This is a genomic window from Agrobacterium sp. Ap1, from assembly GCF_017313375.1.
Classification (GTDB): domain Bacteria; phylum Pseudomonadota; class Alphaproteobacteria; order Rhizobiales; family Rhizobiaceae; genus Neorhizobium; species Neorhizobium cellulosilyticum.
Genome location: NZ_JAFLMY010000001.1, coordinates 551,148 through 565,072 on the forward strand (window position 1 = coordinate 551,148; position 13,925 = coordinate 565,072).

A 13,925-nucleotide genomic window follows, 5' to 3' on the forward strand; every position below is an offset into this window, starting at 1 on the left:
AACGCTAGACGCTCGAAGGCGGCAGCTTTGCCACGGCCGCTTTCAGCGCAACCCCACTGACGCGGGTCTTCATCATGTCCTTGACCAGCGCGGCAATGACCTCGGCGGCTTCACGGATCGGCAGACCGCCATCGCGGATATTCGAAACGCAGTTGCGGCCGGAATCCGGGTTTCCCGACTTCGGACCATAAGTGACATAGGCCCCGAGACTGTCGGCGGCCGAAAGCCCCGGACGCTCCCCGACAAGCACGATCGTCAGCTTTGCGCCGAGCGCTTCCCCTGCGGGATCGCCGAGCGCCACCCTTGCCTGATTTGCCATCACGATCGGCGCTGCCGAAAGGTTCAAGGCCGCCAACTTCGGCACCAGCCCCTCGATCAACGGCACGGCATTGAGATCGACCGCGCTGGACGACAGGCCGTCGGCAACGACAATCGCCACGTCGTAGCCCTTGCCCGTCCCCGCCTGTTTCAGTCGATCAGCAGATTCCGGCGCGAGCATCCGCCCGAGATCCGGCCGCCGCACATAGATGCTGCGATCAGGAGCCATGCTGTCGACCCCGATCACAGACAAGCCGATGCGGTTCAGCCGATCAGTGAGCGAGGCCCGGTCGACACTCGTCCAGACCGCTTCGCGCGCCCGCGCATGATCGAGCAGAAAGGCAAGCTGCGCCTGCGTCGGAAGACCTGCCCCATGGCGACCGAGCGAGACACGCGCATCGGTCATCTCCCTGAGATCCAGTGTCTTTTCGGCAGCGGAGGGTTCTATCACCTTGGCCATGTCAGGCTCCGATCAATGCGCTTTGGCGCGCATAGTTGGAAAGTGCTGCCGGCTCGCCGATCAAAGCACCATCGCGATCCGTCAGACCGATCTCGGAAAGCCACTGTTCGAACTCGGGTGCAGGCGGCCGCTTCAAGGTCTCGCGGCAATAGACGGCGTCGTGATGCGACAGCGACTGATAGTTCAGCATGATATCGTCGGCACCCGGAACGGTGATGACGAAATTGACATTGGCCGCGCAGAGAAGCGTCAGCAGCGTATCCATGTCTTCCTGATCGGCATCGGCATGGTTGGTGTAGCAGACGTCGACGCCCATCGGCAGGCCGAGCAGCTTGCCACAGAAATGATCTTCGATACCGGCGCGGATGATCTGCTTGCCGTTGAACAGATATTCCGGACCGATGAAGCCGACGACGGTGTTGACGAGCAGCGGATCGAACTCGCGGGCGACCGCATAGGCGCGCACTTCCATCGTCTGCTGATCGACGCCGAAATGCGCGTCGGCGGAAAGGGCGGCACCCTGCCCCGTCTCGAAATACATGACGTTTGCACCCGGCATGCCGCGGTTCAGCGACCGTCCGGCCTCATGTGCCTCTTTTAGCAGCGCCAGATCGACGCCGAAACCGCGATTGGCCTTTTCCGATCCCGCCACCGACTGGAAGACCAGATCGACCGGCGCGCCGCGTTCGATCGCATGGATCGCAGTCGTCACATGACCGAGACAGCAAGTCTGGGTCGGGATCGCCAGCTTCTCGCGTAACTCGTCGAGCAACGAGACGATACGGATATAGTCCTCGGTACTGTCGGTCGCCGGATTGACGCCGATCACGGCATCGCCCGATCCCATCAGCAGCCCGTCGATAGCCGACGCGATGATGCCGCGGCTGTCGTCGGTCGGATGGTTGGGCTGGTTACGGGTGGAAAGCCGCCCCGCAAGCCCGATCGTGTTGCGAAAACGGGTGACGACGCGGCGCTTGGCGGAAACCGCGATCATGTCCTGCAGCCGCATGATCTTCGATACGGCTGCCACCATTTCCGGCGTCAGCCCCCAGGTGACGGCTTCAAGCCGATCATGCGTCGTCTCGGGTTTGAGCAGCCATTCGCGGAATTCTCCGACGGTAAGCGAGGAGACTGCGGAAAAGGCCGCCGGATCGTGCCGCTCCGCGATCAGCCGGGAAACCTCGTCATCATCCGCTGAAATCAGTTCCTCGCCGAGAAACGCCTTCAACGGCAGATCGGCAAGCGCCATCTGCGCCGCCAGCCGCTCGACCGGACCTTCAGCCGCAATGCCTGCCAACTGGTCACCGGAACGTTCCGGCGTCGCCTTCGCCAAGAGCGTCTTCAGGTCATCGAAGCGAAAAACAGTCTGCTCGATCGTCGTCTTGTAGGCCATGAAGGATCAACCCATTGAAAAAGCGCGCGCAGTCGGCCTCCCTGGAAAATACCGCTTCCTCCAAAGCACTCTCTTCCAAACCGATTAAGCACGACAAACACTTCGCTTTTCAAGGTCAAACTTGATCTGTCGCAACGGAGACGTGCTTGACCTGCGAGCGCGGTCCAATATCTACGCCGCATGGAATCTCACGGCGCCCCGAACACATCCCGTTTCGATATCAATTCGCTGCGGGAAACCATCCGCCGCATAGCCAGGGGCCGCGATGCCTGGGCCTTGCGCTGGCAGGCTCTGCTTGCCTTCATCGACATCTGCATACTCGCATTCTTCCTTCTCGGCCCATACCTGCGTGACGGGCCGTCATATCTGATTATCGACTACATGATCGCCGTCTGGGTCGCTTTCGAGCTGGCGGCCCGTTCGCTTGCCGCCCCATCCTTTGGCCGCTTCCTGAAAATGCCTATGACCTGGGTCGACCTCTTCATTCTGGCAACCCTGCTGTTTCCCGATACGCTCTTCAACTTCGCCTTCCTGCGCGTCATGCGCATCTGGGCGATCGGCAGAAGCCCGCTCTTAAAGGAAGTCATGCGCCGGTTTGGTTGCCAGCATCTGGAAGACGTGACGCGCGCCTGCCTGAACTTCGTCGTCTTCCTCTTTGTGGTGACGGGCTTCGTCTACACGACCTTCTTCTACGACCGCCCCAGCGGAGAGGGTTTCGTCGACGCACTCTATTTCACCGTCGCCACTATCACCACCACCGGCTTCGGCGACATCACGCTTCCCGGCACGCTCGGCAAGCTGACCTCCGTCTTCACCATGATCATCGGCATCTCGCTGTTCGTACGACTGGCGCAGGCGATCATCCGGCCGCCCAAGGTGCGCTTCCCCTGCCCCGAATGCGGGCTGCAGCGACACGATACCGACGCCGTACATTGCAAGGCCTGTGGTCACCTCCTGAACATTCCTGACGATGGCGATTGATGGAATGACGCGGTTTGATCCGATGGCGTGATGATCATCCTTCCGTGTCGTATATCGACTGGGCCGGGCCGCAAACTGTCGCTAATCTCCCCCGCAGAGTCAGGAGACGGCAATGGCAGAATTTCCATCAAAGGCAAAAGTGGTCATCATCGGTCTGGGCGGCATCGTCGGCGCTTCGATCGCCCACCATCTGGTGGAACGCGGCTGGGACGACATCGTCGGTATCGACAAATCCGGCATCCCGACCGATATCGGCTCGACCGCCCACGCCTCGGATTTCTGCTACACGACCAGCCATGATTATCTCTCGGTCTGGACCACACAGTACTCCATCGATTTTTACGAGAAGATGGGCCATTACGCCCGCATCGGCGGGCTGGAAGTCGCGCGCACCGGCGATGACCCGTGGATGGAAGAGATCAAGCGCAAGCTGACCTCCGCCAAGGCTTTCGGCACCCGCGCCCATTACGTCTCCCCCGCCGAGATCAAGGAAATGTTCCCGCTGATCGAGGAGGATCAGGTCCAGGGCGGCATGTTCGATCCCGATGCAGGCCTCGTCATTCCCCGCTCGCAAACGGTTGCCGGCAAGCTGGTCGATGCCGCCGAAAAAGCCGGAAAGCTTAAGGTCTTCGGCAATACGCCGGCAACCTCGCTAGTCGTCGAGAACGGCCGCATCAAGGGTGTCGTCACCCATCGCGGCACGATCATGGCCGATCACGTCATCGTCTGCGCCGGCATATGGGGGCGCCTGATTGCGGAAATGGTAGGAGAAGATCTGCCTGTCATGCCGGTTGATCACCCGCTCACCTTCTTCGGGCCGTATAACGAGTTTGCCGGCACCGGCAAGGAAATCGGCTACCCGCTGCTGCGCGACCAGGGAAACTCCGCCTATATGCGCGACACCGGCGACCCGAACACGACCGAAGGCGGCCAGATCGAGTGGGGCTATTACGAGACCGACAATCCGCGCCTCTGCCACCCACGCGACATTCTCGAAAAACACGAGGCCCGCCTGTCACCCTCGCAGCGCGACCTCGACATGGAGCAGATCCTGACACCGCTCGAGCGTGCGATGGAACTGACCCCGATCCTCGGCGAACTCGGCTATAACGAAGGCCATTCCTTCAACGGCCTGTTGCAGGTCTCCGCCGCCGGCGGCCCGTCCTGCGGCGAAAGCCAGAAGGTGCACGGCCTCTGGTACTGCGTCGCTATCTGGGTCAAGGACGGCCCCGGTTACGGCAAGCTGATCGCCGACTGGATGACCGATGGGCGTACGGAGGTCGACCACAATTCGATCGACTATTCCCGCTTCTATCCGCATCAGTTGACCGAAGAGTTTATCGAGGGACGCACCTATGAGGCGGCGCAGAAGATTTACTTCCCGGCCATCCACCCGCGAGAGCCCTATGCAACGGGCCGCGGAGCGAAAAAATCGCCCTTTTACGAGCGCGAGAAAGAGCTTGGCGGTTACTTCATGGAACTCGGCGGCTGGGAGCGTGCGCATGGCTATGCTGCCAACGAGCACCTCTTGGAAAAATACGCCAATCAGGTGCCGGTGCGCGAAAACGAATGGGACAACCGCCATTTCTGGCGGGTCTCCAATGCTGAACATCTGGCGATGAGCGAGGATTGCGGCATCGTCAATCTCTCGCATTTTCACATGGTTGATATCGAAGGCCCCGACCATCTCGAACTGCTGGAATGGCTCTGCGCCGCGAAAATCGGCGGTGACGCCAATATCGGCAAGGGCATCTATACCCACTTCCTCGACGACGAGGGCATGGTGCGTGCCGACTTCACCGTCTTCCGGATGGAAGACCGCGGCCGCCTCGTCAACGGCGCCGATGCCGGCCCGCGCGATTTCCATTACATGAAGCGCGTTGCCGAAGATCGCGGCCTCGACGTCACCATTACCGACGTCTCGGAAAAGTTCATCACAATCGGCATCTGGGGACCGAATGCCCGCGAGACGCTGAGACAAGTGGTCGCTGATCCGGCCGGTCTCGACATCGAAAACTTCGCCTTCGCCGCAATCAAGCCGATCGAGATCGCTGGCAAAACCGTGACCGCCTTCCGCATTTCCTATGTCGGCGAACAGGGCTGGGAACTGCATATGAAATACGAGGACGGTCTTGCCATCTGGGATGCGTTGCGCGCCACCGGCGTCATGGCCTTCGGCGTCGAGACCTATGCCAATTCCCGCCGCATGGAAAAGTCACTGCGGCTGCAGAACGGCGATCTTCTGACCCAGTATAACCTGATCGAGGCCGATCTTGCCCGTCCCAAGGTCAAGGAAGCGGATTTCCGCGGCAAGGCGAAGCATCTGGAATACAAGGCTAGGCACCACCAGCCGGCGATGCTGTGCACACTGGTGATGACCGACAATACCGATGCGAGCGGCGTCAAGCGCTACCCGGTCGGCTCCATGCCGGTGATCGACCCGGATACCGGCAAGACGCTGGTGGATGAACTCGGCCGCATCTCCTACACGACCTCCGTCGCCTATGGCCCGACGATCGGCAAGAACATCGCGCTTGCCTATCTGCCGTGGGATTACTGTGAGGTCGGCCGCAAACTCACGGTCAACTATTTCAACGAGGATTTCCCGGTGGAAGTGGCGGCGGTGGGTTACAAGCCGCTCTATGACCCGGAGAATTTGAAGCCGCGGACGTAACCTGAAACTCCCTCATTCCTGCCTTGTGACAGGAATCCAGCCGACGCGCGTCGGCGCGGCGAAACGAGTCTTCTCAGCCCAGTGCTTGGGCTGGCTGGATCTCTGTTCCTCGGGTTTAACCCGAGGAACAGAGATGAGGGAAGAGAGCGTTGCCCGCTCATCAAAAAACCTCAAGCGCTCTGCCGCCGCCCTATCTCGGCATCACCCGCCAGCTCCCCGGCAATCTCCTCCGCCACCTTTTTTGCCTGATTGCGGATATCTGGCACGGCGGTGATTTCCCAGAACTGCCCCGCGGTCAACGCACCGACGGCATAAAGCCTCTGCCGCACCGTTCCATCCGGGCAACAAATACGCGAGCGGGCATCGACGCTGACGCCGAGGCCCAGCCTGTCCATGCCGATCACGGATGCTTCGCACATCTGCTGCAACAGCGGTGAATGAGCGATGCCAGCGCGCTCCATGCCGGTACAGTTGACGATCCAGTCGACGGCAATCTCCTGCATCTCGGATGTCCCGCGTTTGCGGAAGCGGATGCCGATCCCGCCATCGGCCTCCGCGATCTCGCGTATGAAACCGGCATGGACCGTCACCGTGCCGGCATCGATCAACGGCTTGAAGCGCGACCAGACCGGCGGGGCAAGACGGTGCCGGTGAATGTTCCACCAGGCAAGCGCATGCCGCATGAAACGGGATCTCTGCGCGTCATTGAGTTCCTGCCAGAGCTGCTGCGTGCGATGCCTCAATCCATCCATCAGCCCGCGCCAGTCGGCTCCCTCGCGCACCTGCAACCGAAAGCCGGCGAGAATGTCGCTGATCTCGCGGCCTGTCGCAGGCAGGCGAGGTTCGACCGGCTCCGGCTTGATCGTGCTGTGGGGGTGCGGAACGAGGCCCCGACGCGAAATCACATGGATTTTGCCACGATGTCCGTGCGAGCGTAGCGAAAGGACCTGATCGACCATCGTCAGGCCTGAACCCAGAATGCAGATATCGTCATCTGGTTTGACGGACGACAGCCAGCCGAGCCGCCAGGGGTTCTGAACGATACGGCGCTGCATCCTTTCCGGAACAAGATCAGACGCGATCGGCATTTCTGCATTACCGACACCAAGGCAGAGCGCAACATTTCGTGCTCGCAGCACCGTGTCATTGTCGAGATGGAATTCGACATCCGTATCACCGGGCATCATGCAGGCGGTCGCCTTGGCCTTGATGAAATCGACGGCAACGCGGTCATCCCGGCGGCGCAACAGCGAGGCCAGCCTGTCCCTGAGATAAAGCCCGTAATCTCCACGCGCGGCAAAATAATCACCGACCGGTTTGCGCCCCTTTTCCTTCAGCCAATCGAGGAAATCGTCAGGTTCATCCGGAAAGGCGCTCATTCGCGCTGCAGGCACATTCAGCCTGTGGAGATAGAATTCGCTGCGATAGGCAGTGCCGCGGCCGAACCCCGGATCATCGCCGATAATGGCAATCGACCGCTCCGGCCCAAGCTGGCGCAGAAGATTGATCGTCAGCGCAATGGCTGAAAAACCAGAGCCGACAACAGCGACGTCATAGATCAAGGGCCAACTCCTGCTCTATTTCGGAAAGCCGGTCGCCATCCCCTCAGGCGTCCGATATCACTACCAACCTAGTCGGGATTGAACGTCTGTAAAGCCCTCGTTTCTGTCAGCCACAGGTGATGCTCGGTTGCATAAACGAAAAAAGCCGCGACATGTTTCCATGCCGCGGCTCCAATTTCGATGCAGTTCGGACCGATCAATCCGGCAAAGCGTAGGCGATCACGTAGTCGCCACGGTCGGGCGACTGGCGCGCGCCGCCGGCCGAGATGACGATATACTGCTTGCCCGTCTTCGGCGACTTGTAGGTTATCGGCGTGCCCTGGCTGCCAACCGGCATGCGGGCCTTCCAGATTTCCTTGCCGGTCGCACTGTCGAAGGCGCGCAGATAATAGTCCTGCGTGGCTGCGAAGAAGACGAGACCACCCTGAGTGGCGAGCGAGCCGCCGATGGTCGGCATGCCGATCGGGATCGGAACGCCCATCTTGATACCGAACGGGCCGGTATCTTCGACGGTACCAAGCGGAACCTGCCACTTGATCTTCTGGCTATCCATGTCGATCGCCGTCAGCGTGCCGAAAGGCGGTTCCTGGCAAGGAATGCCCAGCGCCGACAGGAAGCGGTTCTTGTCGACCGCATAGGGCGTTCCCTTCATCGGCACGACACCCATGACGGTGTTGGTGGCTTCCGAACCGCTTGAAACGGCGGTGGTCGGTGCGGCTTCCTTCATCTGGATCCACAGGCCGAGACGCATGTCGTTGACGAAGATGGTGTTCGTCACCGGGTCGGTGGAGAAACCGCCCCAGTTCATGCCGCCGAGCGAACCCGGGAAGTTGAGCGCCAGATCTGTACCCGGAACCGTGTAGACGCCATCATAACGCATGCCCTTGAAGGCGATACGGCACAACAGCTGGTCGAACGGAGTTGCACCCCACATGTCGCTTTCGGTCAGCGTCTGCGCGCCGATCTGCGGCATGCCGACCGACAGTTTCTGCGTCGGTGCATAGGGTTCGTTGGGGATTTTGCCCGGCTTGACCGGCACGTCCGCGACTTCCGTCAGCGGCTGGCCGGTGGCGCGGTCGAGAACCCAGATCTGGCCGGCCTTGGTGCCGAAGGTCAGCGCCGGAACCGTCGAGCCGTCCTTCTTCTTGAAATCGAAGAAAGAGGGCTGCATCGGCACGTCGAAGTCCCAGAGGTCGTTGTGAACCGTCTGGTAGACCCACTTTTCGCGGCCCGTCGTGGCGTCGAGCGCCAGCATGGAAGCGCCGTACTTGTGGTCGAGATCGGTGCGGGTAGCACCATAGAGATCGACCGACGGGCTGCCGACCGGCAGGAACACGGTGTTGGAAGCCTCGTCATAGGACATGGCTGCCCAGACGTTCGGCGTCGAGCGCGTATAAGTCTGGCCCTCCGGCGGCAGCTTGGTGATTTCCGGATTGCCAGGGTCGAAGGCCCAGCGCAACTCGCCGGTGATCACGTCGAAACCGCGCATGACACCGCCAGGCATATCCACCTGCACGTTGTCGGCGATACGGCCGCCGACGACGACGGTGGTGCCGGCAAGCGTCGGAGCGGAGGTGAGCACGTACTGCGGATCAGGCGCATTGCCCATGCCGACCTTCAGATCGACGCGACCATTGGTGCCGAAATCCGGGCAAAATGCGCCGGTATCGGCATCAAGCGCGATCAGCTCGGCATTGATCGTGTTCATCAGCAGGCGGCGCTGGCACAGCGCGCCTTCGGCAACCGTCACCGGGGCCACCGGCGTCGAGCCATCGACGGTCGGCTGAGCGAGCGGACGAGCGGCGTCGAAATAGGCGAGACCGCGGCAACGCATCCAGACGGAAGATTTCGAGTTGATCTCGTTCTTCCAGATCTCCTTGCCGGTATCGGCATCGACCGCGATGACGTTATTATGCGGGGTGCACAGGAATACGCGGTCGCCGACCTGCAGAGGCGTCTGCTGGTCTTCGGCACCGCCGCCGCCGGGGCTGATCGGGGTGTCGCCGGTACGATAGGTCCAGGCGACCGTCAGGTCCTTGACGTTGTCGCGGGTGATCTGGTCGAGCGCGGCAAAGCGCGAGCCGCCGGCCGAATTGCCATAAGCTTCCCAGTTCTTCTGCTCCTTGGCCGGATCGACCGGAGTGAGCGGTGCAGGCGTGCCGGAGAAAGCGACGGTCGGGTGCGGCACCATCATGCCGGCAAAACCGGCGACGGAAGCAACAGCAAGAATAGCGGCAACCAGGAAGGACGGCAGATAGGCGGGCGTCCTGCCGGCGGCCTTGCGCAGCAGCGGGAAGCTCAGCGCGATCACCGTTGCACCGACGCCGAAGGCGAGCAGGCGCGAGATCAGCGGCCAGAAATCAAGGCCCGCATCCCAAATCGCCCAGACGACGGTGGCGATGGTAACGAGGCCGAACAGCAGCGCACCTGCAGGCTTGCGAAGAATGACAAGCGCACCGGCGATAACGATCGCAATGCCGGCAAGCAGGAAGTACCAGCTGCCGCCGAGCATGACGAGCTTGCCGCCGGCAACGGCGAAAAACAGGCCCGCGAGGGCGAGAACGGCACCGAGCACGAAAAGCCAGGTCTTGGCTATCGCGGACAGGGCGCCCTTTGAGGTTTCCATTTGGGTCTCTAGCTCCAGTTGTGGATTCGACAGTGTCGACAGTCAAAGGCCACAGCGGTGCCGTCAGGAGCGGGGAACAGGATCAAGTGCAGTACCGTGCTTCTGTCGAAGAAACGCAAACGGCAGGCCGAATGATATGCAATCGGCTGGTCGGAGGCGTCCCTTTCGAGGACTTCGAGGTCGCTTGCCACGCCCTCCCCGCGCGCCAGCGGCAGGCTTGCATGCCCGCACCTGCGGTATAACGCCGCCTGCGGCAAAATGGCAAAAAAATGTATGTACTATTCCGTACATAATCTGTTCAAGGATTCTGAACGACCTTAATCTACTGATAAATCTGAATTTCAAGCATGATTTGGGATGAACGTCGCGATCTGAAGCCGGTAAATATCTGGCCATCCCGGTATCTTCTATGGATGCTCGACGACGTAAAAGCTGCGCAGTGTCCGCGTTTCCCGCTTCACGATGCGCAACGGCCCGCCCATTTCGACAAGTGCATTCAGCTCTCTCAGCGCCAGAGCATGGGCAACCCCGAGAAGCCGGGCAAACGAACGGCTGTCGAGAGCAATGTTCGCTTCCGCGGCGACGATGATCGCCGCCTGCAATGACGTCAGTCGCGGATCCTTCTCCTGAAGCTCCGCGACAAGAGCAAGAAACCGCTCGGTTTCAACGCTATCCTCGGTCACGCCGCCTCGTGCTTGCGGAACGACACCATGATCGACTTGGAGGTCGGCGTATCGCTTTCCTCGCCGGCACTGCCGAGCGGCACGAGCACGTTCAGCTCTGGATAATAACCGGCAATGCTCCCGCGCGGAATGTCATAGGGCACGAAGCGGAAATCCTCTGCCACGCGGGAAACTCCGTCATTGTAGTCGGTCACGACATCCATCCGGTCACCGGCTTCCGCACCGATATCCTTCAGGTCCTCGGGATGGATGAAGATCACCTGCCGCTCGCCATAAACACCACGATACCGGTCATCGAGACCATAGACGGTGGTATTGTACTGGTCATGCGAGCGGAAGGTCTGCAAGGCAAAGCGACCGCCGCGCTTGCGGGCGCGCTGGTGCACCGTCTCCTGCGGCAACGCAACGGCAGCAAAGGACGCCTTGCCCGCCGGTGTGTTCCATTCGCGATGCGACGCCGTGTTGCGCAGATGGAAACCACGCGGCTTCCGGAGACGGGCATTGAAATTCTCGAAACCCGGAATGGTCGCTTCGATATGATCGCGGATGAGATCGTAATCGTCGGCAAGCGCTGCCCAGCGCACGACATCTGTGCCGACCGTCGCTTCGGCAATGCCGGCGATGATACCGACTTCCGAGAGGAGATGCGGCGAAGCTGGGCGGTTGATACCCGCAGAACCATGCACCATGCTCATCGAATCCTCAACGGTAACGAGCTGGGAATTGCCGAGCGAGTTCAGATCCATCTCGGTGCGACCGAGGCAGGGCAGGATATAGGAGACCTCGCCCGGCATCAGATGCGAATGGTTCGGCTTGGTCGCGATATTGACTGTGAGCTTCATCCGGCTCAGCGCCTTCTCGACCAGCGCACTATCGGGCGTCGCCCGGGCAAAGTTGCCGCCAAGCGCGATAAAGGCCTGCGCGGAACCATCCAGCATCGCCCCGATCGCCGCCAGAACATTATGCCCATCGGCACGCGGCGCGGAAAAACCGAAATGTCTTTCCAGCGCATCGAGGAAAGCAGCGGGCGGTTTTTCGTTGATGCCGACCGTACGATCTCCCTGCACATTGGAATGGCCGCGCACCGGGCAAAGCCCCGCGCCTTGCCTGCCGATATTGCCGCGCAGGAACATGAAATTGGAAATCTCGCGGATCGTCGCCACCGAATGGACATGCTGGGTGACGCCCATCGCCCAAGTGCAGATCACCTTCTCGGCCTTGATATAGACGGTTGTCGCCCGCTCGATCTCGGCGCGGGAAAGCCCCGACTGGTCCTCGATCTCGGCCCAGCCGGTAGCATCGACCGCGGCGCGGTATTCAGCAAACCCGGCGCAATGTTCGGCGATGAAGGCATGGTCGAGGACCGAAGGCTCACCTGCGGCAATCGCTTCATCTTCTGCTGCAAACACGGCCTTGGCCATGCCGCGCACCGCTGCCATGTCGCCGCCGAGACGTGGCTGGTAATAGTGGCTGGCAATCTCGGTGGAGCCGCCGCGCAGCATCTCGATCTTGTCCTGCGGATCAGAAAAGCGCTCGAGCCCCTTTTCGCGCACCGGATTGAACACGACCACATCCGCCCCACGCATCGCCGCACGGCGAAGATCGCCGAGCATGCGCGGATGGTTTGTGCCGGGGTTCTGGCCGATGACGTAAATCGCATCCGCCTTTTCAAAGTCCTCCAGAAGCACCGTGCCCTTGCCGACGCCGATCGCCTGTTTCAGCGCGACACCGCTTGCCTCGTGGCACATGTTCGAGCAATCGGGAAAATTGTTGGTGCCATAGATGCGCACGAACAGCTGGTAGAGATAGGCCGCCTCGTTGCTGGCCCGACCCGACGTGTAGAATTCCGCCCGGTCGGGGCTGTCGAGACTTTTGAGAATGCCGCCGATCTCGGCAAAGGCATCCTCCCAGGCAACGGGCAGATATCGGTCGCTCGCCGCATCATACCGCATGGGATGAGTGAGACGCCCATTGAGCTCCAGTTCGTAATCGCTCAGCTTGCGAAGTTCGGATACCGTATTGGCTGCGAAAAAGGCTGGAGTGGCACGCTTTTCCGTCGCCTCCCAGGAAACCGCCTTCACCCCGTTTTCGCAGAATTCGAATGACGATCCATGTTCCGGATCACCCCAGGCGCAGCCGGGGCAGTCAAAACCGTCCGGCTGGTTTGCCTTCAACATGGTGCGGGCGCCTGAGAGCGGCGATCCACTTTCGAGAAGCCGCTTGCCGCAGCTCTTCAACGCACCCCAGCCGCCGGCGGCCGAGGACTTCTTGCCAATAAACGATGCAGTCATGACGGATGCTATTGACGATCATCAAAAGCGCTTCAAGCCAACTGTTCATATGGCTCGATAGACAAAATCTATCAACGCACCCGAGGAATAGTGCAGGCCTCTCCGCCACCGAAAATCCGCGAGCGACTGAGGAACCGCTTTTCCCTGCCGTTATCGAGCGAGAACATCCCCCCCCTGCCCGGCACGACATCGATGATCAGCTGCGTGTGCTTCCACGCCTCGAACTGGCTGCCGCTGATATAGACCGGCACGCCGCCGATCTCGCCCAGCTTCACGTCATGGTCACCGATAATGAAATCATCAGCCGGGTAACACATCGGCGATGACCCGTCGCAGCAGCCGCCGGACTGGTGGAAAAGGATTTCCGGGTAGTCCTGCCTTATCTCGGCGATGAGATCGAGTGCCGCATCGGTAGCGGTGACGCGCGGCTCCCCGTTGACATGAGTATTCATGATCTCTCCTCCCAAAGAGCTTTTGATGCTCAGGTGATGAGCTGAACGAAGTCTATCACGATCGCCATGAAAACACCCGAGACAGTCATCGCCAGACCGCAGAGAAACACTTTGCTTGCCTTGTCATATACCCGCCGCTGCAGTGAATCGTGCCGCAGAAAAATCACGAGAGAGCTCCCCTGCGTGATGATCCCGGCGGAGAGCAGAAGCATCGTCGGCAGGTCGATAAGGGTCCATGGGATCGGGTTTTGAGCCCATTGGCTGAGAAATGTCAGAGAGAACGAGAGAATGATCCCCACAAAGGTCAGCGTGCCATTGCGGAAAAGCATTTCGACCAGCGGTTCATTTTCATTCGACATCGCGGAATATCTCGGCTGCCGGATTATGACTGCCTATCGAATAGTCCTTTCGCGAGAATTTCAAGGCCGGTTGATAGGCACGAAAGCCGGGCAGAAGAGTTCTTCCCCTGCCCGGCTCCGGCTTGG

General features: G+C 60.5%; 10 protein-coding genes. 2 read left to right on the top strand and 8 right to left on the bottom strand.

Going from position 1 to position 13,925, the window contains the following annotated elements:
• Nucleotides 1-4 precede the first annotated feature (4 nt).
• Nucleotides 5-778 (bottom strand): ethanolamine ammonia-lyase subunit EutC, encoded by a 774-nt coding sequence (eutC, locus tag JZX87_RS02645; RefSeq protein ID WP_206823634.1) that lies wholly within the window; start codon nucleotides 776-778, stop codon nucleotides 5-7.
• Between the two features lies 1 nt (nucleotide 779).
• Nucleotides 780-2,171: an ethanolamine ammonia-lyase subunit EutB gene (locus tag JZX87_RS02650; protein WP_206823636.1), complete on the bottom strand. Its 1,392-nt coding sequence runs from the start codon at nucleotides 2,169-2,171 to the stop codon at nucleotides 780-782.
• A gap of 180 nt (nucleotides 2,172-2,351) precedes the next feature.
• Between JZX87_RS02650 and JZX87_RS02655 the strand changes: the two genes are divergently transcribed.
• Both JZX87_RS02655 and JZX87_RS02660 read left to right on the top strand, forming a co-directional pair.
• On the top strand, nucleotides 2,352-3,152 hold the full coding sequence (locus tag JZX87_RS02655) for a potassium channel family protein (RefSeq protein ID WP_206823637.1): 801 nt from the start codon (nucleotides 2,352-2,354) through the stop codon (nucleotides 3,150-3,152).
• Between the two features lie 112 nt (nucleotides 3,153-3,264).
• Complete coding sequence (locus tag JZX87_RS02660; RefSeq protein WP_206823638.1) at nucleotides 3,265-5,826, top strand: GcvT family protein; 2,562 nt, start codon at nucleotides 3,265-3,267, stop codon at nucleotides 5,824-5,826.
• A gap of 170 nt (nucleotides 5,827-5,996) precedes the next feature.
• On the opposite strand, the gene JZX87_RS02665 is transcribed toward JZX87_RS02660, so the two are convergent.
• The 6 genes from JZX87_RS02665 to JZX87_RS02690 form a co-directional block, all read right to left on the bottom strand.
• Complete coding sequence (locus JZX87_RS02665) at nucleotides 5,997-7,388, bottom strand: FAD/NAD(P)-binding protein (RefSeq protein ID WP_206823639.1); 1,392 nt, start codon at nucleotides 7,386-7,388, stop codon at nucleotides 5,997-5,999.
• 196 nt (nucleotides 7,389-7,584) lie between these two features.
• On the bottom strand, nucleotides 7,585-10,014 hold the full coding sequence (locus JZX87_RS02670) for a glucose/quinate/shikimate family membrane-bound PQQ-dependent dehydrogenase (protein WP_206823641.1): 2,430 nt from the start codon (nucleotides 10,012-10,014) through the stop codon (nucleotides 7,585-7,587).
• A gap of 407 nt (nucleotides 10,015-10,421) precedes the next feature.
• Nucleotides 10,422-10,697 carry a hypothetical protein gene (locus JZX87_RS02675; protein WP_206823644.1) on the bottom strand — a complete coding sequence of 92 codons (276 nt, stop codon included), beginning with the start codon at nucleotides 10,695-10,697 and terminating at the stop codon, nucleotides 10,422-10,424.
• A complete protein-coding gene (locus JZX87_RS02680) occupies nucleotides 10,694-12,988 on the bottom strand; it encodes an FdhF/YdeP family oxidoreductase (RefSeq protein ID WP_206823648.1) in 2,295 nt (764 codons plus the stop codon). Before JZX87_RS02680 ends, JZX87_RS02675 begins: the two co-directional genes overlap by 4 nt.
• Before the next feature lie 71 nt (nucleotides 12,989-13,059).
• Nucleotides 13,060-13,440, bottom strand: a complete 381-nt coding sequence (locus JZX87_RS02685; RefSeq protein ID WP_148143016.1) for a DUF779 domain-containing protein — start codon at nucleotides 13,438-13,440, stop codon at nucleotides 13,060-13,062.
• A 29-nt stretch (nucleotides 13,441-13,469) separates the two neighbouring features.
• Nucleotides 13,470-13,799 (bottom strand): hypothetical protein, encoded by a 330-nt coding sequence (locus tag JZX87_RS02690; protein WP_206823649.1) that lies wholly within the window; start codon nucleotides 13,797-13,799, stop codon nucleotides 13,470-13,472.
• Between the last annotated feature and the right edge of the window lie 126 nt (nucleotides 13,800-13,925).

Excerpts from the sequence above, each read along its gene's own strand:
- JZX87_RS02680 (WP_206823648.1), bottom strand. The coding sequence starts at position 12,988 with ATGACTGCATCGTTTATTGGCAAGAAGTCCTCGGCCGCCGGCGGCTGG.
- JZX87_RS02670 (WP_206823641.1), bottom strand. The coding sequence starts at position 10,014 with ATGGAAACCTCAAAGGGCGCCCTGTCCGCGATAGCCAAGACCTGGCTT.
- eutC (WP_206823634.1), bottom strand. The coding sequence starts at position 778 with ATGGCCAAGGTGATAGAACCCTCCGCTGCCGAAAAGACACTGGATCTC.
- JZX87_RS02685 (WP_148143016.1), bottom strand. The coding sequence starts at position 13,440 with ATGAATACTCATGTCAACGGGGAGCCGCGCGTCACCGCTACCGATGCG.
- JZX87_RS02655 (WP_206823637.1), top strand. The coding sequence starts at position 2,352 with ATGGAATCTCACGGCGCCCCGAACACATCCCGTTTCGATATCAATTCG.
- JZX87_RS02690 (WP_206823649.1), bottom strand. The coding sequence starts at position 13,799 with ATGTCGAATGAAAATGAACCGCTGGTCGAAATGCTTTTCCGCAATGGC.
- JZX87_RS02650 (WP_206823636.1), bottom strand. The coding sequence starts at position 2,171 with ATGGCCTACAAGACGACGATCGAGCAGACTGTTTTTCGCTTCGATGAC.
- JZX87_RS02660 (WP_206823638.1), top strand. The coding sequence starts at position 3,265 with ATGGCAGAATTTCCATCAAAGGCAAAAGTGGTCATCATCGGTCTGGGC.